20 protein-coding genes and 1 riboswitch are annotated in these 21,348 nt (G+C 68.4%); of the genes, 11 read left to right on the top strand and 9 right to left on the bottom strand.

The features are described 5' to 3' along the window. Both ACNJ7E_RS15780 and ACNJ7E_RS15775 read right to left on the bottom strand, forming a co-directional pair. A partial coding sequence (locus ACNJ7E_RS15780; protein ID WP_418338726.1) for an IS701 family transposase occupies window positions 1-936 on the bottom strand: 936 nt, incomplete at its 3' end. A 43-nt stretch (window positions 937-979) separates the two neighbouring features. Beyond that, window positions 980-2,461, bottom strand: a complete 1,482-nt coding sequence (locus ACNJ7E_RS15775; RefSeq protein WP_280779136.1) for a purine-cytosine permease family protein — start codon at window positions 2,459-2,461, stop codon at window positions 980-982. A 296-nt stretch (window positions 2,462-2,757) separates the two neighbouring features. Here ACNJ7E_RS15775 and ACNJ7E_RS15770 point away from each other — a divergent pair, with 296 nt between their 5' ends. The 4 genes from ACNJ7E_RS15770 to ACNJ7E_RS15755 all read left to right on the top strand — a co-directional run bounded on the left by ACNJ7E_RS15770 (window position 2,758) and on the right by ACNJ7E_RS15755 (window position 6,320). Next, entirely contained in the window at window positions 2,758-4,005 is a 1,248-nt protein-coding gene (locus ACNJ7E_RS15770) for an MlaD family protein (RefSeq protein ID WP_418340338.1), read from the top strand. An 80-nt stretch (window positions 4,006-4,085) separates the two neighbouring features. Further along, window positions 4,086-4,200: riboswitch (SAM riboswitch) on the top strand. Between the two features lie 51 nt (window positions 4,201-4,251). After that, window positions 4,252-5,547, top strand: a complete 1,296-nt coding sequence (locus tag ACNJ7E_RS15765) for an aminotransferase class V-fold PLP-dependent enzyme (RefSeq protein ID WP_280779134.1) — start codon at window positions 4,252-4,254, stop codon at window positions 5,545-5,547. 4 nt (window positions 5,548-5,551) lie between these two features. Next, entirely contained in the window at window positions 5,552-5,644 is a 93-nt protein-coding gene (locus tag ACNJ7E_RS15760) for a putative leader peptide (protein WP_368680942.1), read from the top strand. Window positions 5,645-5,693: 49 nt separating this feature from the next. Further along, window positions 5,694-6,320: an LLM class oxidoreductase gene (locus tag ACNJ7E_RS15755; protein WP_105419518.1), complete on the top strand. Its 627-nt coding sequence runs from the start codon at window positions 5,694-5,696 to the stop codon at window positions 6,318-6,320. A gap of 5 nt (window positions 6,321-6,325) precedes the next feature. Here ACNJ7E_RS15755 and ACNJ7E_RS15750 read toward each other — a convergent pair whose 3' ends face one another. The 3 genes from ACNJ7E_RS15750 to ACNJ7E_RS15740 form a co-directional block, all read right to left on the bottom strand. Continuing rightward, window positions 6,326-6,835, bottom strand: a complete 510-nt coding sequence (locus tag ACNJ7E_RS15750; protein WP_342365522.1) for a flavin reductase family protein — start codon at window positions 6,833-6,835, stop codon at window positions 6,326-6,328. A gap of 164 nt (window positions 6,836-6,999) precedes the next feature. Continuing rightward, window positions 7,000-7,473, bottom strand: a complete 474-nt coding sequence (locus ACNJ7E_RS15745) for a YbaK/EbsC family protein (RefSeq protein WP_005244991.1) — start codon at window positions 7,471-7,473, stop codon at window positions 7,000-7,002. Between the two features lie 34 nt (window positions 7,474-7,507). Next, window positions 7,508-8,599 (bottom strand): ABC-2 transporter permease, encoded by a 1,092-nt coding sequence (locus ACNJ7E_RS15740; RefSeq protein WP_280779132.1) that lies wholly within the window; start codon window positions 8,597-8,599, stop codon window positions 7,508-7,510. On the opposite strand from ACNJ7E_RS15740, the gene ACNJ7E_RS15735 reads away from it, so the two are divergent. Next, window positions 8,592-9,302: a TetR/AcrR family transcriptional regulator gene (locus ACNJ7E_RS15735; protein ID WP_418340337.1), complete on the top strand. Its 711-nt coding sequence runs from the start codon at window positions 8,592-8,594 to the stop codon at window positions 9,300-9,302. The two genes, ACNJ7E_RS15740 and ACNJ7E_RS15735, sit on opposite strands and share 8 nt — an antisense overlap. A gap of 2 nt (window positions 9,303-9,304) precedes the next feature. Here the strand turns inward: ACNJ7E_RS15735 and ACNJ7E_RS15730 are convergent, their stop codons facing one another. Both ACNJ7E_RS15730 and ACNJ7E_RS15725 read right to left on the bottom strand, forming a co-directional pair. Further along, window positions 9,305-10,372, bottom strand: a complete 1,068-nt coding sequence (locus ACNJ7E_RS15730; RefSeq protein ID WP_418340336.1) for an alpha/beta fold hydrolase — start codon at window positions 10,370-10,372, stop codon at window positions 9,305-9,307. Window positions 10,373-10,447: 75 nt separating this feature from the next. Next, entirely contained in the window at window positions 10,448-11,767 is a 1,320-nt protein-coding gene (locus ACNJ7E_RS15725) for a monooxygenase (protein WP_280779130.1), read from the bottom strand. An 82-nt stretch (window positions 11,768-11,849) separates the two neighbouring features. Between ACNJ7E_RS15725 and ACNJ7E_RS15720 the strand changes: the two genes are divergently transcribed. Then, window positions 11,850-12,680, top strand: coding sequence for a crotonase/enoyl-CoA hydratase family protein (locus ACNJ7E_RS15720; protein WP_280779129.1), 831 nt, complete (start codon window positions 11,850-11,852; stop codon window positions 12,678-12,680). Between the two features lie 114 nt (window positions 12,681-12,794). Continuing rightward, window positions 12,795-14,492, top strand: coding sequence for an MDR family MFS transporter (locus ACNJ7E_RS15715; RefSeq protein ID WP_280779128.1), 1,698 nt, complete (start codon window positions 12,795-12,797; stop codon window positions 14,490-14,492). An 85-nt stretch (window positions 14,493-14,577) separates the two neighbouring features. On the opposite strand, the gene ACNJ7E_RS15710 is transcribed toward ACNJ7E_RS15715, so the two are convergent. Beyond that, a complete protein-coding gene (locus ACNJ7E_RS15710; protein ID WP_418340335.1) occupies window positions 14,578-15,069 on the bottom strand; it encodes an inorganic diphosphatase in 492 nt (163 codons plus the stop codon). Between the two features lie 131 nt (window positions 15,070-15,200). Between ACNJ7E_RS15710 and dacB the strand changes: the two genes are divergently transcribed. The 4 genes from dacB to hpt are packed head-to-tail and all read left to right on the top strand — an operon-like array spanning window position 15,201 to window position 19,191. Next, complete coding sequence (dacB, locus tag ACNJ7E_RS15705; RefSeq protein ID WP_283336393.1) at window positions 15,201-16,586, top strand: D-alanyl-D-alanine carboxypeptidase/D-alanyl-D-alanine endopeptidase; 1,386 nt, start codon at window positions 15,201-15,203, stop codon at window positions 16,584-16,586. Further along, on the top strand, window positions 16,586-17,632 hold the full coding sequence (locus tag ACNJ7E_RS15700) for a zinc-dependent metalloprotease (protein WP_418340334.1): 1,047 nt from the start codon (window positions 16,586-16,588) through the stop codon (window positions 17,630-17,632). Before dacB ends, ACNJ7E_RS15700 begins: the two co-directional genes overlap by 1 nt. A 22-nt stretch (window positions 17,633-17,654) precedes the next feature. Continuing rightward, entirely contained in the window at window positions 17,655-18,632 is a 978-nt protein-coding gene (gene tilS, locus ACNJ7E_RS15695) for a tRNA lysidine(34) synthetase TilS (protein ID WP_105419496.1), read from the top strand. A 4-nt stretch (window positions 18,633-18,636) separates the two neighbouring features. Next, entirely contained in the window at window positions 18,637-19,191 is a 555-nt protein-coding gene (gene hpt / locus ACNJ7E_RS15690) for a hypoxanthine phosphoribosyltransferase (protein ID WP_005244976.1), read from the top strand. Window positions 19,192-19,206: 15 nt separating this feature from the next. On the opposite strand, the gene ACNJ7E_RS15685 is transcribed toward hpt, so the two are convergent. Continuing rightward, the gene (locus ACNJ7E_RS15685; protein ID WP_105419494.1) at window positions 19,207-21,345 is read right to left on the bottom strand and encodes a protein kinase domain-containing protein; all 2,139 of its coding nucleotides are present in this window, start codon (window positions 21,343-21,345) and stop codon (window positions 19,207-19,209) included. Window positions 21,346-21,348: the final 3 nt, after the last annotated feature.

The raw sequence follows: 21,348 nt of genomic DNA, 5'->3' as shown, positions 1-21,348 counted from the left end.
GGCGAGTTCGGTGAGCGTGGTGCGGCGGGGTCCGGCGCAGATGTAGTACGCGATCTCGGTCGGATCGGAGAGGGATCGGCGGGCGAGCAGCCAGTGCCCGCGCCCGGGTGCCCAGGCGATCCGGATCGGGATCCGCACCCAGGAGTATTCGCGCCGGCCGTGCGCGCCGTCGCCGACGGAGATCCGGCGCCACTGCTTCGCCGGGACCGCGGCGATCATCTCGTCGGCGCGACCGGCGCGACCGTGCGGGGTGAACACGTCGTCGTTGCAGCGCGTGGCCAGGACGTAGGAAATATCGCGTTCCTCGAGCCAGACCCGCAGGTACTTCACCTGCCCGTAGGCCTCGTCCGCGGTGACCCAGGAGAACGGGACCTGTGCGTCGAGGGCGCGTTCGATCATGTGTTGTGCCAGTCTCGGTTTGGTCGCGAACTCGATGTCGTCAGTGATGCCGGCGGCGCGGCACCGGTCGCGGTCGGAGGTCCAGGATTCGGGCAAGTACAGCTCCCGGTCGATCAAGGCGTGGCCGGCGCCGCTGGCGTAGGCGAGGAAGACGCCGATCTGGCAGTTTTCCACCCGTCCGGCGGTGCCCGAGTACTGGCGTTGCACCCCGGCCGAGCGGGTGCCTTTCTTGAGGAATCCGGTGTCGTCGACGATCAGTACACCGGCCGGATCGCCGAGGCGTTCGACCACGTAGTCACGGACGTCGTCGCGGACGCCGTCGACGTCCCAGTCCGCGCGCCGCAGCAACCGTTGCATCCCGTCCGGGCTGATCTCGCCGGCGCGCTCGGCGAGGGTCCACCCGTTCTTGCGTTCCAGACCTGCAACCAAACCCGTCACATATTCACGGACTCGGGACCGCGGCTCCGACCGGGCGAACCGACCGGAGATCCGCTCATGCAACGCTTCCAACTCGGCAGCAACCAGATCGAGGACCACACAATCAGTATCGTCTACCTGTCAAGCAAGTGCCGTTGCAGTACTAGGACCTCGGCGCCTCGACCGGGGCCACATGTTCGGGCCACAGTCGCAGCGCGACGAGGTAGCCGGCCACGGCGATGGCCGACGATCCGACAAGACTGACATCGACACCGTGCGCGATGTCGGCAAGGGGCCCGGAGTACAGCGACGTGTCGACGGCGAGGACGCCGAACACGGATCCGGCCGCCCACGGGATGACGGCGCGCAGGTTCCACCCGCCGGTGAACCAGTAGCGCCCACCCCTGCGGCCCAGATTGAAGACCTGGAGGTCGACGGCGTCGTACTGCCCTCGCCGCGCAACCAGGAAGCCGGCGACGTTGATCGCCACCCACGGCGCGGCGAAACCGTTGAGCACCAAGGTCATCGCGGTGATCGAATCGACGGCGTCGACGACGAACACGCCGATGTAGAGCAGGGCGACCGCGAGCGCCGACGTGATCAGCGTGGTGTGGACGCGGCGCAACCGGGGGATCAGCGCTTCCAGATCGAGACCGCTGGCGTAGACGTTGAGGACGCCCTGGCCGAGTCCTCCTGCGAGGGCGACGAGGACGATCGGCAGCACGTACCAACCGGGCGCCTCCGCCACCAGGTCGGCAACGTAGGAGTCGCTCAGCGTGGTGAACGTCGACGCGGTGAACGATCCGAAAGCCGCGGTCAGGAACAGCCCGAAGAAGATGCCTGCCATGGTGGCCGCGACGATCGTACGGTCGCTGAACCGCACCCGGGAGATCCGCCTGCTGTAGTCGCCGAGCGTCGGGGCGTACGACAGCGGACCGCCGACGGCGAGCACCACGGCCAGAATCCAGGTGGGCCAGAACCCGCCGAGGAGATAGTCGCCGCTGCCCGACCCGCCGTCGAAGCGACCCCCGAACGCGAACACACCGAGCAGGAGCAGCGCGGCGACGACGGGCAGCACGAACTTTTGGAGCGCGACCACCGTGCCGTGGCCGAACAGCGCGACGGCCACGATCTCGGCGGCGATGATGCCGTAGCCGAGGGCGAGCATGCCGTTGTCGACCGGTGTGCCGAGCAGGCGGTGGGCGGCGGCGATCAGCGCGTCACCCGAGGTCCAGACCGCGATCGCGGCGTACGCGAGGGCGAAGAGCAGGGTGAGCCCCGAGCCGATCATCCGTCCGCTCACTCCGAAGTGCGCACCACTCGACACGGTGTTGTTCGTGCCGGTGCGCGGGCCCAGGAGTGACAGGGGAGCGATGAGGAGCGTGCCGAGTCCGATGCCGACCGCGCTGGCCGCGATCGCGCTGCCGAACCCGAGTCCGAACGTGATGGGGAGCCAGCCGAACACGATCACCGAGAACGCCAGGTTGCCGCCGAAGAACACGGCGAGCATGTTGAGCGGTCGCGAATCGCGTTCCGATTCGGGGATGTATTCCACGCCGATCGTCTCGACGTGTCCGAAGCGGTCCTCCGGCGGGGAGGGGGCGTCGTCGTCGAGGGGCGTCGTCGGGTCGAGATTCGTGGACACTGCGGACCTCACATTCCGGGTCGGAGGTGACTGTCATCACGTCCTGTTGGGAACCGAAGATATTCCAAACTGAAAATTCAGTCAAGACCGGCGAGTGACGTGCGCCACCGAGGGTGGTTCGGAGTTTGCGCTGATACGGCGACCGGACTAGATATATGTGTGACCGCTTGTCTCATGTATCCCTCTGTCATCGGAGTGCCTGTGTCTGCCGCCGCCATCAACAGTCGTTTCGCGAACCGGTGCCGGCTCGCCGCAGCGGGGACGGCGTTCGGGCGACGCGACATCGAGGGTCGACGGTGAGGTCGCCGCTCGTCCGGTGGCAGCTGATCGGCTTCGTTCTCGTGGCCCTCACGGGCCTCGTCTACGTGGGTGCCAACTACGTGCGTCTCGACAATCTCCTCGGGTTCGGCGAATACACCGTGCACCTCGAATCGGAGACGTCGGGCGGCATCTTCACCAATGCGGAAGTCACGTACCGCGGCGTGCCGGTCGGCCGCGTCGGGGACATGTCCCTGACCCCGGACGGCGTCGTCGTCGAACTGAGGATCGACACGAGCGCGCCCGACATTCCCGCGTCCGCGAAAGCCGTCGTGGCCAACAGGTCGGCGATCGGCGAGCAGTACGTCGACCTTCGGCCCGCCACCGATCGCGGGCCGTACCTGACGGACGGGTCCCGAATCGCCGCCGCCGACACCTCGACGCCGGTGCCCGTCGAAGAATTGCTCGCCAGCACACAGGGATTGACGAAATCCGTGCCGATCGACGCGCTCCACACCGTCGTGACGGAACTCGGTGCGGCGTTCGACGGCAAGGGCGAAGACCTTCAGTCGCTCGCGGACTCGTTGTCCGGGCTGTCGGCGTCGGGATCCGAATCGCTCGACCGGACACTGGCTTTGGTGCGCGACGGTCGAACTGTACTGGATACGCAGTCCGAACAGTCGTCGGCGATCAAGGATTTCAGTGCCGACCTGGACTCGCTCGCGGATCGTCTGCGCAGCAGCGACCCGGACGTCCGGCGGCTGATCGACAACGGAAATCCGGCGAGCGATCAACTGGGGCAACTTGTCTCGGAGACCGGACCCGGTGCCACGACGAACCTCGCCAACCTGTCCGCCACGGCGAAGGTGATCTCGGTGCAGGCCACCGCCCTGCAGACGCTGTTCGTGTATCTGCCCGGCGTGGCGGCCGCGTCTTCGACCATTGCGCCCGACGACGGAACCGTTCACCTGGGTCTGGTGGCAGAGACCAACAATCCGCCGTCGTGCACCGTCGGCTACGAGGGCACCCAGGCGATCCTCCAGGAGATGAAGCGGAACGACCCGAACTTCGACGACACGCAGCAGGACTTCCCGCAGAACACTGCCGCGTCCTGCGAAGCCCCGCAGGGCAGTCTCACCGGCGTCCGCAGTGCGAACCGGATCGTGTTCGGCGACCCCGCCACCGTTCAGCCGTGGGACTCCACGCCCAAGAAGGACCCGAACAGGCTGGACCTCAACCCGATTGCGAATCAGCTCGCCCCGCTCCTCGGGGTGACTCTCAACTGACGCGAGTTCTCGGTCCCGGATCCGGGACCCTCCGGGTTTCGGGTTGACAACTGCGCGCCGATCCTGCAATCTTCGAAACAGGTCACGAGTACCAGCGTCAAGCCCCGGCTAGCTGGTCGGCAACCCTCCACCGCGGCGGGGTGCTCCGGGTGACGACCAGGCTGAGGTCCATACCGGACCCGGCAAGCGCGGACTCCGAGAGGGCACCGACCCTGCGACGAGTCCCTGACTACGAGGGATGTCGTGATGACTGCTGTACTGACCGCTGACGTGTGTGTTGCCCCCCTGGCCCAGGTTTCGGGCTCCGACCTGCGGGTTCCGCTCGTTCAGGGCGGCGACTGTGCCTACGTCAACTTCGACTACGCCGCCAGTGCGCCGGCGTTGGCGCAGGTGACCGACCGGATCGGGGCACTGCTACCGACGTACTCCAGCGTGCACCGCGGCGCCGGCTACGCGTCGCGGGTCTCGACCGAGTGCTACGAGAAGGCCCGCGACTCTGTCGCCCGGTTCGTCGGAGCGGGGGAGGACCAGGTGGTGGTCTTCACCCGGAACACGACCGACTCGCTGAATCTGCTGGCCGGCTGCGTCCCCGGCAGCACCGTCGTCCTCGACATCGAGCACCATGCGAACCTGCTGCCGTGGAAGAACTCTCGCGTCGTGAGGGCGGCGGACACGCTGGAGGAGACGGTCCGCCTGCTCGTCGCAGAACTGTGCTCCAAGCCCACCGCCCTGCTCGCGGTGACGGGTGCATCCAACGTGACCGGCGAGGTTCTGCCGATCGCCGCCCTCGCCGAGGTGGCGCATCGTTGCGGCGCACGGATTCTCGTCGACGCCGCTCAGCTCGCGCCGCACCGGCGCATCGACGTCGAGGAGTGGGGCGTCGACTACCTCGCGTTCTCCGGGCACAAGCTGTATGCCCCCTTCGGCGCCGGTGTGCTGGTGGGCCGCCGGGACTGGCTGGACGCCGCCGAGCCCTATCTCGCAGGCGGCGGGGCGGTCCGGAACGTGACCGTCGAATCGACCCAGTGGGCGCCCGCCCCTGCCCGGCACGAGGCCGGAACCCCCAACGTGCTCGGCGCGGCGGCGCTCGCCGCCGCGTGCGATGCACTGTCCGAGCTGGACTTCGGCACGGTGGCCGCACACGAGGCGGCACTCACCGGCCGGCTCCTGGACGGCCTCGGCTCCGTCGACGGCCTGGACTTCCTGCGGCTGTGGTCGGACGCCCCCGACACCGTGGGGATCGTGACATTCACGATCGACGGGTTCGAGCCGGGAGAGATCGCCGCCTACCTCTCCGCCGAACATGGAATCGGAGTTCGCGACGGGCGGTTCTGCGCCCATCCTCTGCTGGGCCGCCTTGGCAGGCCTGACGGCGCCGTGCGGGTGAGTGTGGGTCTCGGAAGCTGCTCCGAGGACGTGGATCGGCTGGTCGACGCGGTGCGCACCCTGGTGGCGGGCCGCCGGAGCTGGACCTACGCCAAGGAGAGCGGCCAGTGGAATCCGGTGCCGGAGACGCGTTTTTCGCGGGACGCGCTAGTATGACCGCATGGCATCGCAGGCTGGGAGCACAATGATTGCTCACTGGTGCCGTCGGCATGTCGATCTGTGCCGAACCGCCTCGGGTATGTGTTCGAGCTGACCGTTCTTCCAGCTCCGTTTCATTCACACGTCATTCCCGAGGAACCCCTATGTCTCGAGACAATGCCTTCGTATCCCGTCCCCTTCGCGTCGCCGTCGAACTGACCGGCTCCGGCCACCACCCGGCGGCCGAGGGCGCCACCGGCACGCGGCCGATCAACGGCGCGGACTACTGGGTGGACCTGACCGCCGATTCGACGGATCAGCTCGACCTCACGTCGTTCCCGCCGAACGTCGTCCGGATCCGGGCGTCCGATCTGCGTGAGGCGCAGCAGGAACGCGCACGGATCCGCGCCGAACTCGTCGCCGACGGTCGCGACCCCGACAGCGTCACCGTCCTGGTGGACCTCGAGGTGCTCATCGCCGGGGAGGCCCGCGCCGCCCGCAAGGAGCTGGCCCTCCTCGACAGCGCCCTGGCGACGCCGCGTGCTCCGGTGTCGTTGCAGTACATCGGAACTCCGGTCGGCCTCGCCGGACTCATCGCCGACATCCAGGCGGCAGGCGTCGCCGACGGTGTGACCGTGCTGCCGCTGTCGCTGCCCAGGGTCCTGGAGCAGCTCGTCGACGGCACCCTCCCGTGGCTGGAGGAGCGAGGTCTCGTCACCTCCGCCGACGCCGTCGACGAGGCGCTGCGTCGCTTCGACCTCCCCCTCCGCGAGCGGGTACTGGCGTCCTGAACTGGTCAGTTGCCGTTGTTCGCTGAACCGAGCGGAGTGGGCCGGTAGTACCGGCCCTCGTGATACAGCAGGGGAGCCGAAGCGGAGTCGTCGTCTGCCTCGGCATGAACGCGGGTGACGAGGCCGATGACGAGCGTGTGATCGCCGACGGGAATCAGCTGGTCCACGATCACCCGCAACCAGCTGGGAGTTCCGTGGAGGACCGGTTCGCCGGTGTCGAGTCGCGCCCAGAGCGACTCGTCGGAGAACCGCTGGTCGGCGCTTCGGGAGAATCGCTGAGCCAGGTGCTGCTGGTGCTCGCCGAGGAGGTGAATCACCAGCGAATCCGCGGAATGAAGTGCATCGATGCTGGACGACGTGTTCGCGATGTTGAACGACACCAACGGCGGGTCCAGTGAAACCGAGGAGAACGAGGACGCGGTGAAGCCGACCGGGCCGGACCCCGAATCGAGGGTCACGATGGTGACGCCCGCCGGGTGCCGACGCAGGGCTGCGCGGTAATCCTCGGCGCAGATTCCGGGGGCGAGTCGATGGTCGCGTGGGAGGTCCGAACCATCGACGGTTTCGGCGTTCTCGGCTCTGTCGGACAAATCATTCTCCGGGTCGGCCCGTGCGGGCACTGTGTCATTCTCGTTCACGAGATCTGACGTCAACTATAGGGGCGTCAACCGCCCGGGATTCAGTCGACGTCGATCGCCAGGCCCGCGGTGATCCGCACCAACTCGGAGAACGACGTGCGGAAGACCGTGTCCGGGTGCCCGGCGGCCGCCCACAGTTCCGCGTACTCCGACAGGGCGTTGTCGACGTACGTCGGAAGGTTCGTGGGATGTCCGAGCGGGGCAATACCCCCGATCGGCTGTCCGGTCGCGATCCGCACCATGTCGAGGGGTGCCCGGGTCAGATTTCCCTGCAGTCGTTTGCCCGTGTTCGCCAGATCCACCTCGTGCGCCCCCGACACGAGGAGCAGGATCGGATCGTCGTCCAGGAGGAACACCAGCGACTTGGTGATGGCACCGATATCGACCCCCAGAGACTCCGCCGCCTCGGCCGCGGAGTGGGTGGAGTCGGGCTGGGTCACGATCACCCCATGGTGTCCTCGCGCGATCAGAGTCTCGGCGACATGCGCGGCGTGGGGGTGCAGGGGCGTCGGCATGAACCAAGAGTAGGTCCATTCCTCCGGTACGACATCAAGAAGCGTCGTCCGACACGACATCGGAACGGGGCGTAGTCGATTCCGGCTTCCGGAGGCGCCGGGCGGTGAACCCGAACAGCAGTCCGAGCCCGACCACGGAATAGAGCGCGAGGGCGAGCGCGGGCTGTCCGAGCCCCACGTCGTCGAAGTACACGATGCTTCGAATTCCCTCGGTGCCGGCGCCCGGGGTGATCCAGCGTCCGATGGCCGCGTAGAAGGCGGGAATGACGTTCGAACCGAACGCACCGCCGGCGCTGGGATTGCCGAGAATGACGAAGACGGCGATCGCGAGGGGCACCGCAAGGATGCCGACCGAGGCGCGCAACCCCAGCGTGAACACGGCGGTGCCGAAGACGACACCTGTTCCGAGTAGCCACAGCGGGAACCAATGGCCTGCGAACGTGCCGAGCACGTGAGTGGTGATCAGGGCGCCGAGGGCGCCGGACACCACGGCGTAGCCGAACAGGACAGCCGTGTGCACGGTCGCCTGGCGGAGGCTTCGCGGGGCGCCGATGAACAGGCCGATCGCCGCCGCGAGCAGGTAGCCGCCGACCACCCACCCGACCGCGAGATAGAAGCCGGACAGTCCGCGGTTGTCGTGTGCGCCGACCGGAATTTCGTCGCGGACCGTGAACTGGCGACCCTGGCTGTTCTCCACCTGGGCGAAGACCGATTCGAGCGCGCTGGAGATGGAGCTGCCGCCCGCGCTCGCCGTGATCAGGGTGTCGGGGCCGACGGGGTTCATGACGAACGCACCCTGGATCTCGCGGTCGTGGAGGAGCCGCCGGGCTTCCGCGGTGTCCGAGACGACACGGGCGCGCAGCGGCCTGTCGTCGATCGCATCGAGCCGGTCGGCGACCTGCTGGTCCGTGCCTGCGGGCAGTCCCTCCGCCGCGACGACGCCGATCTCGATGTCGCGGGGCGTGGGCTGATGGAACGCGGCCACGTAGCTGAGGATGAAGCCGAGCTGGAGGAGGAGAACGCCGAAGACCAGCGCGACCATCACCTTGGGTGCGCCGTACTTCGAGACCGGGCTGTCGTGGTGCACGGGAGCCGGGGTGGTGGATTCGCTGTCGGTCATGGTCATCGGACGTCCTCGATCCTTGTCAATACCGTGGGTATTGAATACCCTAGGTATCGTGACTGCAGATCGTCAACCGGACAGTCGTCACACCGAATGGGCGCCCACGACGCGTCCCGGTCGTGACGTCGTGCGTCAGCGCCTCCTCGACGCCGCGGCGGAGGAATTCGCCGAGCGCGGCTTCAGTGCGGCCAGGCTCGCCGAGGTGGCCCGCCGGGCCGGATTCACCAAGGGGGCGGTCTACTCGAACTTCGAGTCGAAGCAGGACCTGTTCGCCGAACTTTTCGCCGCGCGCTCACTCGAACTGGCGGGACGGGTCCTCGCCGAGATCGCCGGCATGAACCCCTCGGATGCCGCGGGCAAAGGCGGCGAGGCGATCGCGTCGTGGATGGTGCGCGAGCCGGGATGGTCGCTGCTGGTACTCGAATTCGGCGTACTCGCGGCACGTGACCCGCAGATCGCGCAGGCCTACCTGCGGGAGCGGCGGCAACTGCGGGGAAAGCTCGTCGAACTGATCGGTGAACGCGCGCGGGAGTGGGGGGTCGACGACACGTTCGACGTCCGCACCACGGCCATCTCGCTGATGGCGCTCATCTCCGGTCTCGTGCTCGAGCACTCCGTGGACCCCGAGGAAGTGGATCAGGCGACGATGGGCGCCGCGGTCACCGCACTGTTCGCGGGCGCAGTCGCGAGGGCCGGGCTGACCTGATCTCAGGCGGTGTGCGCGACGACCCCGTCGAGGAATCCGTCGATGTGGGCCCACGTGGAGTCCTTGGCCTTCGGGCCCGCGACGAGCCCGAGGTGGCTGCCCGGCGCGGACTCGAACCGCACCGACGGAGAACCGGTGAACACGTCCGTCGCCGCCCGGACCGACGGGATCGGGGCGATGACGTCCTCGGTGCCGCCGATCGCGAGAACCGGCACCGCGAGATCGGCCGGCGCGATCGCGCCGTTCCGGGTCTGGAAACTTCCCGCGGCGAGCGCGTTCCCGAGGATCAGCTGGGTGCAGACCTGGCGGAAGAACCGGGCCGGATAACCCGGCATGTCGGACATGAACCGGTCGATGGACTCCATGCGCGCGAGGGTCTCGGTGTCGTGCAGGTTCCGGGCGATGAACCACGGCTTGGTGAGCTCGCGCTGAAGCGCGGTGAAGCGGTAGCTCGCCTGGACCAGCGGCGCGGGGAGTCCGCCCATCGCCGAAGTCGCGGTGGTGAGGGGGCGATCGCCGGTGAACCGGCCGACCATCCGCAGCGGCGCGATCATGGTCACCGACTCGTAGTCGATCGGCGTGCCGATCGCCGTCACGGAACCGATCGGCAGATAGTTCCGGCCCGCCGCCGTGAGCAGCGACATCGTTCCCCCGAGGCTCCAGCCGATCAGGTCGACGGGTGCACCGCCGTGGAGTCGGGACACCCGCTCGACCGCCGCCGGGATGAAGTCGTCGATCCAGTCCTCGAACCCGAGGCCGCGGTCGGAATAGCCCATGGTGCCGTAGTCGACGAGATACGCCGCCTTGCCGGAACCGGCCAGGTGCGCGGCAAGGCTCTGGCCCGGCCGGAGGTCGAAGCAGTGTGCGGGCGCCGCGAGCGGGGGCACGAGAAGGACGGGCCGGCCGCCGTCGGTCTCGGTGGTGTCGAACCGGTACAGGTCTTGATGGGGCGCCTCGTGGATGCGCGTCGACGGGGTTCGCTGGACCGGCGCGATTCCGCCGCCGAAGGACAGCCGCCAGGCGTTGCGGGTCAGCGTGTTCAGCGTCGGGTTCCAGGCGATGTCGAGCACGGATTTCCTCTCGTGGCGGCGCAGATCCTCCAGGTATCTGTGACGTCAACATACAGGTAATCTCGCGGTCGCCCGTCAGCGGGAGGCGAGCAGAACCCGCAACACGGTCGCCGGCCGGAGCAGCGTCCCCGGACGGTCGAGAAGATGCGTCACCCGGAGGAACGCGGACCCCACGGCCGGGTCGACGGACGCCGCCCGATCGAGCCGGGAGGTGTACGCATTGACCAACCGCACTCGCGCCGACCGTCGACCGGGCACGGCCGGGATCCGCAGGTCGTTGTCGACGGTGAGCGTCCACGCGGCATCGATACACCGGTTCGCCCCACGGAGGAACCGGCGACCGAGATGCGTCCGCTCCGACCGCAGGCAGTCCCGCAGGATCGTCGCCTCCACCGCGGCGACGCTCATGCCCTGACCGTAGATCGGGTTGAACGAGCAGATGGCGTCCGCGAACGGCAGGTAATTCGACGGTAGATCGTCTGCGGAATAGTGCCGCCGGACGGTCGTCGGGATCCGGTAGCGCACGCCGTCGTCCACCGGCTCGGCCGTGCGCAGTGCGTCGTACATGTCGGGGGCGGGAAACGACTTCACGAAGTCGAGGAAGCCGTCCGGATCCAGTGGCGGCACGTCGTCCCCGTACCCGGCGAGAGTGACGATCCAGGTGCCGTCCTCCTGCACGCCCATGAATCCGCTGCGCGGACTCGACGGTCCCGGCGCCATCCCGATGCCGGAATCCCCGTCCAGATGCGGCGGGTCGAGCCGGAAGTGCCGCGTCGCGTAGCTGACGTCCACGGCCAGCTGCGTCTCGGCCGGCGGCGCGAACCCCAGCTCGCCGAGCCGGGCGACAGTCTGCGAACTGCGGCCGGACGAGTCCACGACGAGATCGGTCTCGACGACCTCCGGCGGGACGCCGCCCCGGTGCTGCACGGTCACGCCGGTCACCTGTCCGCCGTCGACGGTGAGACCCGTGACGTCGGAGCGGTCCCGTATCCGCACGTTCGGCAGGGCCTCGACCCGGTTGCGCATCTGCCACTCGACGAGCGGTCTGCTCGCGAGAATACCGGGGACGCCACTGATCTCGCGCGCCATCCGATGCCCGTCGACGATCCACCGGATGTCGCCCAGTGCGTCGCCCGCGGTGGCGCCGAGGGCCAGGAGCTCGGACACGAACCCCGGCAGGAGGTCCTCCATCGCGGCCTGCCCGCCTGCGAGAAGCGCGTGCACGTGCCGGGCCTGCGGCACGCACCTGCGCGCGACGGCTGTGTCGGGCAGGATGTCGCGGTCGAGGACGACGACGCTCCGGAACGAGCCGGCGAGAGCCGCCGCGGCAAGCAGTCCCCCCATTCCGGCGCCGACGACTACGGCGTTGCCGGCCGGGGTCGTCCGGTGCGTCATGGCGGCTGTCCGTTCACAAGACGGTGCAGAGACCTCCAGGGTATTTCTCCTGACCTCGAAGAGCGGTGGTTACTCTGGAGTAATGACCGAACAGAAGACCTGGAATGCGTTCACCGTCGAGCGCAAGGATCACGTCGCGCAGGTGACGCTCATCGGACCCGGAAAGGGCAACGCGATGGGCCCGGATTTCTGGAGCGAGCTCCCCGAGATCTTCGGGGAACTCGACACCGATCCGGACGTGCGGGCCGTGGTGATCGCCGGCTCCGGCAAGAACTTCTCCTTCGGTCTGGATCTGCCCGCCATGAGCGGCAGCTTCGGGTCCGTCCTCGCCGACAAGGCGCAGGCCGGCCCGCGTACCGCGTTCCACGACATGATCAAGCGGATGCAGTCCGGCATCAACGCGGTCGCCGACTGCCGCAAGCCGGTGGTCGCGGCCGTCCAGGGCTGGTGCATCGGCGGCGGCGTCGACCTGATCTCCGCGTGCGACATTCGCTACGCCAGCACCGACGCGAAGTTCAGCATCCGTGAGGTCAAGGTCGCGATCGTCGCGGACATGGGCAGCTTCGCCAGGCTGCCCGCCATCATCGGCGACGGCCACCTGCGGGAACTCGCGCTCACCGGTAAGGACATCGACTCCGGGCGCGCCGAGAAGATCGGTCTCGTCAACGGTGTCTTCGCGGACGTCGACGCCGTCCTCGCCGCCGCGCACGCGACCGCGGCCGAGATCGCGGCGAACCCGCCGCTCGTCGTGCACGGCATCAAGGACGTCCTCGACCACTCCCGCGCGGCCGCCGTCGACGACAGCCTCCGCTACGTCGCCGCGTGGAACGCCGCGTTCCTGCCGTCGCAGGACCTGACCGAGGCGATCACCGCCGTCTTCGAGAAGCGCGCCCCCGAATTCACGGGCGAATAGTCCGTCCGCCGACGCGGCCGTACCTCCGGGACGGGGTGCGGCCGCGTCGTAGTCGCTTATCCGCAGGTAAAGCCCAGTTCATCAGTTGCCCGAAACCTCGCCGCCCTCGCATACTTGCGGACTACAAGTAAACGACAGCGCAGCGAGGAAACAGTGTCGAATTCGGTCGAAACGCCGGTGGCCTACACCCACCGGCAGATCCTGGCTGTACTCAGTGGGTTGATGCTCGGCATGTTCCTCGCCGCGCTCGACCAGACGATCGTGGCGACGGCGATCCGGACCATCGCCGACGACCTCGACGGGTATTCGCTGCAGGCGTGGGCCACCACCGCATACCTCGTCACCGCCACCCTGGCGACGCCGCTCTACGGCAAACTGTCCGACATCTACGGCCGCAAACCGTTCTTCATGTTCGCGATCACGGTGTTCGTGATCGGCTCGGTCATGTGCACCTTCTCGACGTCGATGTACATGCTCGCGGCCTTCCGTGCAGTGCAGGGACTCGGCGCGGGCGGTCTGTTCTCGTTGGCGCTCACCATCATCGGCGACATCGTCTCCCCGCGTGAACGGGCCAAATACCAGGGCTACTTCCTGGCCGTGTTCGGCACCTCCAGCGTCCTCGGCCCCGTCCTCGGCGGAGTGTTCGCCGGGCAGGACGTGATCCTCGGAATCGACGGCTGGCGTTGGGTTTTCCTCGTCAACGTGCCGGTGGGACTGGTCGCGCTCACGGTCGTCTCCCGCGTGCTGCACCTGCCGCGACGACCGAGCGGAAGCCGGCGGATCGACTGGTGGGGCGCGATCGCCCTCGCGGTGGGTGTGGTGCCGCTGCTCGTGGTCGCCGAACAGGGGCACAGCTGGGGATGGGACAGCTCGAAGTCGTTGGCGTGCTACGTGATCGGCGTCATCGGTGTGCTCGCCTTCGTGTCGGTGGAACTGGCGATGAAGGACGACGCACTCATCCCGATGCGCTTCTTCCGCAACAGCACCTTCGCGCTCGGTGTCGTGATCAGCCTCGTCGTGGGCGCCGTCATGTTCGGCGGTATCACCCTGCTGCCGCAGTACTTACAGGTGGTGAAGGGCTCGAGCCCCACCCTGGCCGGGTTCCAGATTCTGCCGATGGTCCTCGGCCTCATGGCCGGCTCGGTGGTCAGCGGTCAGATGATCTCGCGGACCGGGCGGTACCGGTACTTCCCGATCCTGGGCACCGCCCTGATCGGGATCGGCGCGTTCCTGCTGCACACGCTGGCCGCCGACACCCCGATGCCCGTCGTGATGGTGTTCATGCTGATCCTCGGACTCGGTCTCGGAAACCTGATGCAGCCCCTCACCCTCGCCATTCAGAACGCACTGCCCCCGCAGGACATGGGGGTGTCGACCGGAGCGGCCACGTTCTTCCGGCAGATCGGCGGCACCGCAGGCGTCGCAATCTTCCTGTCGATCCTCTTCTCCCGCCTCACCCCGGCCATCGGCGAACGCGTGACAGCCGCCGCCGGCACAGCCGACTTCCGTCGAGCCGTGGCCGCGGCCGCACAGAGCAACGACCCCGCGGAGGCCGCCATGGGCCAAGGGATCCTCAGCCCCGACCACGCCGGCGTCAGCGGAGTCCTCACGGACAGCTCGGTGATCGGAAAACTCGACGACGTGCTGGCCCTGCCCTTCCGCGAAGGATTCGCCGACGCCATCGGATCCGTCTTCCTCAGCGTGTCGATGCTCGCCGTCGTCGCCTTCGTCCTCACTCTGCTGTGGAAGGAAGTGCCACTCCGCAGCGAGTCCGGCCTCCAGGCCGCGGCGCGGGGAGACGCGCAGGAGTGAGACGCCAACGGCGCCCACCCCCGCGGGGGTGGGCGCCGTTGCCGTAAATATCGGGAGGCTCAGTGCCAGACGATTCGCCGCCGGCTCAGTGCCCGCCGTTGTCCTTCAGACGCTTGAACGAGGCCTCGACCTCGGCCTTCGCCTCGGCCACCCCGACCCAGTCGGCGGCCTCGACGTGCTTGCCCGGCTCGAGGTCCTTGTAGTGGACGAAGAAGTGCTTGATGGCATCCAGTTCGAACTGCGGAACGTCGCCGATGTCCTGGATGTGATCCCAGCGCGGGTCGCCGGCCGGCACACACAGAACCTTGTCGTCGCCGCCGGCCTCGTCGACCATCTTGAACATGCCGACCGGACGTGCCTCGACGATGACGCCGGGGAACACGGACTCGGGGAGCAGGACCAGCGCGTCCAGCGGGTCGCCGTCCTCGCCGAGCGTGCTCTCGATGAAGCCGTAGTCGGCCGGGTAGCCGAACGCGGTGTAGAGGTAGCGGTCCAGCTTCACGCGACCGGTCACGTGGTCGACCTCGTACTTGTTTCGCTGACCCTTGGGGATCTCGATGGTGACGTCGAACTCCACGCCGATTCCTCGCTGTCGTGTCGATGATGATTCGGGGAGAGGATATCGGGTCGAGGATAAGGTTGGTTGTCTGACCACCCACGAATCACAGTGAAGACGGAGGCGCGTTGCCGAGCCAGGGAAAGAAGAAGATGGGCTCGTTGGCGGGACGCCACCGTCGGAACATGCGAATTCTGTTCGCGTCGGTCGTCGTCGTGGTGCTCGCGATGGCGGCTGTTCTGGTGGTCGCGGTGACCGCGCACAACGCGTCGGCGGGTCGCGGTGAACTGACGATCGCGCCCGAACCGGCACCGATCACGGCGGCCCCGCAGGTCACGCCGGTGCCGGACGACGCCCCGATGCCGACGGCGCAGGGGATCGCCGCCGCAGTCGGTCCGGCCGCCGCCAACCCCGACCTCGGCAAGTTCAGCGGAACGGTCGCCGACGCGGTCACCGGTCAGGTCCTGTGGAGCGTCAACCCGCAGACCCCGATGACCCCGGCGTCGACCACCAAGGTCCTCACCGCGGGATCCGCGTTGCTGGCGTTGCCGTCCGACCGTCGCGTGACGACGAAGGTGGTGCAGGGGGCGACTCCCGGCGAGATCGTCCTCGTTGCCGGCGGTGATCCCACACTCACCGCGAAACCGGTCGGGGAGAACGGCTATTACCCGGGTGCGGCGCACATCTCGCAACTGGTCGATCAGATCCGGAACGCGGGCATCCAGGTGACGAGCATCGTGGTCGACACCAGCATCTACTCGGGCGACACCATGGCGCAGGGGTGGTTCCCGACGGACGTCGGCGCCGGATTCATCACCCCCACCGAACCGATCATGATCGACGGCGGACGGGCCGACCCGCTCGTGGACGAGTCGCCGCGCAGTGCGACACCCGCGCTCGACGCCGGGCGGACGCTCGCCGGTGCGCTCGGCGTCGCCCCGTCGGCGGTCACGTCGGGGGTCGCGGCGCCCGGTGCGGCTACCGTGGCGAGCGTGCAGTCCGCGCCGCTGCGCGACCGGTTGCGGCAGATGATGGAACACTCGGACAATGTGCTTGCCGAAGCGATCGGGCGGGAGGTTGCCATGAATGCCGGCGCGGAAGCATCGTTCGACGGCGCCGTCGCGACCATCGGCCAGACCCTGACCGCGGCCGGCTTCGATCTGTCGGGGTTCACCCTGCACGACGCCAGCGGGTTGTCCGTCGACGACCGCATCGCCCCGCACACGCTCGACCAGGTCCTCACGGCCGCCGCGGGCGACGGCAATCCGGCCCTGCGCCCGATGCTCGACTACCTGCCGGTGGCCGGTGCCACGGGCAGCCTGTCGGACCGGTACGCGTCGGGGAACCGCACGGGCGCCGGATGGGTGCGGGCGAAGACCGGCACCCTGTCCACGGCCAGCGCGCTCGCCGGCTACGTGGTGGACCAGAACGGGCGTGTCCTCACGTTCGCGCTGATGTCCAACGACCGCCCGCCGGAGGTCAGCCGTCCCGCACTCGACGCACTGGCGGCCGCGCTCCGCACGTGCGGGTGCCAGTGATGGCCGCCGAGGGAAATGCCTTCAGCGGCGCCGTCGACTGGAAGCTGGCAGCCAGGACGGGGGTGAAGCTCGCGCGCAGCGGACCGGTGACGTCGCGGTACACCGCCGAAACCGTGGTCGCGGAACTGGCCGATGCGTCGATGCGCGCGGAACTGCCCGTCCGGGAAGTCACCGGCCTCGCCGACGGACTTCCGGTGCCGACCGCCCAGATCCTCGACCGGGCCGGGTGGATCCACGCCGCCGCGCACTCGATGTCGCAACTCACGGGCGGCGACGCCGCTCCCGGCACGCTGGTCGGCAAGCCGGCGGGCATTCAGGCCGGGGCGATGCTCGCGTATTTGTCGTCGGCGATCCTCGGTCAGTACGACCCGTTCACCGGCGACAACGGAACCCTGCTGCTCGTGGCGCCCAACGTGGTGTCCGTCGAGCGCACGTTGCGGGTACGTCCCAGTGACTTCCGGCTCTGGGTGTGCCTCCACGAGGTGACGCACCGGGTGCAGTTCTCGTCCTCACCGTGGCTCACCGGATACATGCAGGAGTCGGTGGAGACCCTCGGATCCGCCGAAGACGAGTCCCTCACCGACATGGTCGGCCGGTTGTCCTCCGCGCTGCGCGCCCGCGGGCGCACGGAGCCGGACGAGTCGGGCGCACCGGGCGGCATCGTCGGACTGCTGCGCGCGACCCAGGCCGAGCCGCAACGTGAAGCGCTCGACCGCCTGCTGGTGCTCGGCACCCTCCTCGAGGGACATGCGGACCACGTGATGGACGCCGTCGGCCCCGCGGTCGTGCCGTCGGTGGCCGCGATCCGGGCAGCGTTCGATCAGCGGCGCCGCCGCAAGAGCAATCCGGTGCAGCGTCTCATCCGGGCACTGCTCGGAATGGACGCCAAGATGGCGCAGTACGTGCGCGGCAAGGCGTTCGTCGACGCCGTCGTGGACAAGGTCGGGATGGACCGGTTCAACGTCGTGTGGACCGGCCCCGACACGTTGCCCCGGCTCGCGGAGATCGACGCGCCGGACGCCTGGGTGTCCCGGGTTCTGGGCTGATTCGAGAAGGGCTGAGCCGGTGATGGTGCTTCCCGAGGAGCCGGCGATCCTCGAGGTTCGTCACGCCGTGCGGCGCTGGATCGCGGCGCACGCCCCGGACGGTGAGATCGCGGTCGCGTTGTCGGGTGGCGCCGACTCACTGGCACTGATCGCGGCGGCCGCCGCCGAGGCACGGTCGGTGTGTGCCCTCGTCGTCGATCATCGGCTGCAGTCGGGTTCCGCCGACGTGGCCGACGAGGCGGCCGCCCGTGCCCGAGCGCTCGGCTGCGCGTCCGCCGAGGTGCTTCCCGTCGATGTGACCGGGTCGGGCGGGCTCGAGGCGGCCGCCCGACAGGCCCGTTACCGCGCCCTCGACTCGGCGCGCGGAACCCGCCCGGTGCTGCTGGGGCACACCCTCGACGATCAGGCCGAAACGGTGTTGCTGGGGTTGTCGCGCGGTTCGGGCGGTCGATCCATCTGGGGGATGAGCGCGTACGACAGCCCGTGGGGGCGTCCGCTGCTGGACGTGCGCCGCGCGGTGACCCGGCAGGCCTGCGCGGAACTGGGACTGAGCCCGTACGAGGACCCGCACAACGCCTCACCCGACTTCGTGCGGGTGCGGCTGCGCGCCGAGGTGCTGCCGCTGCTCGAGGACGTCCTGGGCGGCGGCGTCGCCGGGGCCCTCGCCCGCACCGGGGAACACCTGCGCGAGGAAGGTGCGGTCCTCGACGCGATGGCCGCCGACGCCCAAGCAAAAGTCGTGGTGGACGGCGAAATCGACACCGCCCTGCTCGCGCTGTCGGCGCCGCCCGTCCGCCGGCGGGTGCTGCGCAGCTGGCTCCTCGCGGCCGGTGCGCGCGGTCTCGGAGACACCCAGCTGCGGGCCGTGGACGACCTCGTCGCACGGTGGCGGGGACAGGGGCAGGTGGCGATCGGGGGCGGAACACCGGACGCGAGGTTGGTGGTCCGCCGACGACGTGGCAGGCTGAACGTCGGATTGGACGACCGACGAAGGGTTTGATCGCGTGTACGAAGGCGACATCGCATCGGTACTGATCTCCGAGGACGAGATCCGTCGACGTACCGTCGAACTGGCCGAGGAGATCGCCAAGCGCTACCCGGAGGGCGCCCCCGAAGGGGATCTGCTCCTGGTGGGTGTCCTCAAGGGCGCCATCTTCTTCATGACCGACTTCGCGCGGGCCCTCCCCATCCCCACCCAGATGGAGTTCATGGCCGTCAGCTCCTACGGGTCGTCCACGTCGTCCTCCGGCGTCGTGCGCATCCTCAAGGACCTCGACAAGGACATCGCGGGCCGGCACGTGCTGATCGTCGAGGACATCATCGACTCCGGTCTGACGCTGTCATGGCTGATGCGCAACCTGTCGAGCCGCAACCCCGCGTCGCTCGAGGTCGTCACCCTGCTGCGCAAGCCCGACGCCATCAAGGTCGACGTCAACGTCGCGAACGTCGGCTTCGACATTCCCAACGAATTCGTCGTCGGGTACGGCCTCGACTACGCCGAGCGCTACCGCGACCTCCCGTACATCGGGACCCTCGAGCCTTCCGTCTACGGCGGCTGATCTCCGCGCTGCTCGTCAGCGGACGGGTTCGTGGGACACGGCGAGCTCCAGCGCCCGCAGGTCCTGTTCCAGTTGCCGGAACAGCCAGTACACGCCGACGAACGCGAAGATGCCGCCGACGCACAGGATGCGGACCGCGATGATCACCAGCGTGATCTCGTCGGGCGACAGGAACGTCACCCCGGCCACACCGGCCAGCGGAACCGAGGCGGCCACCGCGAGATACAGCGTGCTCCGGCGGTCGAGACCCCGCAGTTTGTGCGCGTCGGCGCTGCTGGCGATGTCCTGCGGCAGCAGGGTCGGGTAGATGCAGCGCACCGCGAAGAACGCCACCACGAAGAACGGGTACGCCACCGACACGGCACCGCACACGATCAGTGATGCGATGAAGTGCACGTACGCGCCCGGCGGCACGTTCCCCGCCGCGAGTTGCAGGGAAATCGGATAGGCGATACCCGCGATGACCCACAACCCGAACACCACCAGCACGACGCGGTCGCCGAGCAGCAGCGTGTCGGTGCGGGCCCGGGCCAGCGTCTGGCGGTCGTACGTTTTCCCCTTACGCAGACCCCGCGGAACGAGCAGCGGATATCGGCACCAGTAGAGCAGCATGATCGCGCCCAACGGGAACGCGATCGAATTGATCACCAATTGGATCGATTCGAACGAGTGCTGGGCCTCCGGCGTCAGATTGCTGATGATCAGCATCTTGTTGTGGTGATAGTTGTAGGCGCCCGCGAGGGCATTCGGCACCGCGATACCGATCACCAGGATCGGGAGCGCGAATCGGCGCAGCCGCATGCGCCAACTGTTCGGCGGCGGATCGACGAGGTCCCGGGCCCGCGGATTCAGGCACAGGTCGAATTGCTGGGCCAGTTCGGCACCGGACGACCACCGGTCCTCCGGCTTCGGTGCCAGACACGTCAGCAGCACCCGTCTCAGCGACGGCGGGCAGTCGTAGGGCAACTGGTCGAGGAACTCCGGGTCGATGTCGCGGCTGCGGCGGTCCAGCATCGCTTCGAGTGCGACGAGCGACTCGCTCGACACGTCCTCGTCCTCGAACGGACGCCGCCCGCACATCAGCTCCCACAGCATCACGCCGAGCGCGAAGATGTCGCTGCGGGTGTCGAGGTCCGCTGCCGTCCCCGGCATGCCGCGGTGACACGCCTCGAGTTGTTCGGGCGACATGTACGCCAGGGACCCGCCGAAGTAGGCGAGCGGTGACGCCCCGGTGACGGTGTCGCTGAAACTGATGTTGAAATCGGCGAGCTTCGGCACACCCTCGGCCGTCAGCAGGATGTTGGCGGGCTTGATGTCGCGGTGCAGGACGCCGCGCTTACCGGCGTAGTCGAGGGCTTCGGCCAGTCGCCGCCCCAGCCACGCGATGGTCTCCGGCCAGGTGAGTGACGCGATCTCGTCCCGCACACTCGAGTCGGTGGGCCTGATCTCGCCCTTCTCCCGCATCTCCTCGTCGACCACGTCCAGCAGCAGGCTGCCCGTCCGGTCCTGTTCCGGGGTCACACGCACGCGCCGCAGCACCCGCAGCAGGGTGCCACCCGGCAGGTACTGCATGTAGAGGAGGCGCAGCTGGCGGTCTTCGAGCAACCGCTGGTCGAACACACGCACGATGTAGTTGTGGTCGAGCTGCGCGAGGGTCTGCGGTTCGTTCCCCTTGTCGTGCGAGATCTTCACCGCGACGAGTCGCTGCATCGACCGCTGGCGTGCCAGGAACACGCGGCCGAACGCGCCGCTGCCCAGGCCCATCAGTAGATCGAAGTCGTCGACCTGCTGACCGACCTCCACATCGTCGAGAGCCGCATTGCTCGGCGGCTTGGTGATGAGCGTGTCCGGCTGCCTGGCGGTCACGGTCGGACCGGCGGCCGCGGTCTGTTCGGCGGCGGCGGTTTGTTCGGCGGGGGCAGTTTGTTCGGCGGCGGCGGTTTGTTCGGCGGGGGCGGTTTGTTCGGCGGCGGCGGTTTGTTCGGCGGTCATCGTCCGTGCGGACACGGTGTGCGCAGCAACCACCGTCGACGGTCCGGCCGCGACCGTCGCTTCGCTGCTCTCGTGTTCGGAGTTCGTGACTCCGACGGTCCGTTCGGCAGAGTCCGATCCAGCGGCCGATCCGTCTCTGCCCGACCCGTTTCCTCTGGTCATTGC

Source organism: Rhodococcus mengyinensis (genome assembly GCF_048381435.1).
GTDB lineage: Bacteria > Actinomycetota > Actinomycetes > Mycobacteriales > Mycobacteriaceae > Rhodococcus_F > Rhodococcus_F opacus_D.
This window is presented reverse-complemented; position numbering and strand designations above follow the sequence as displayed.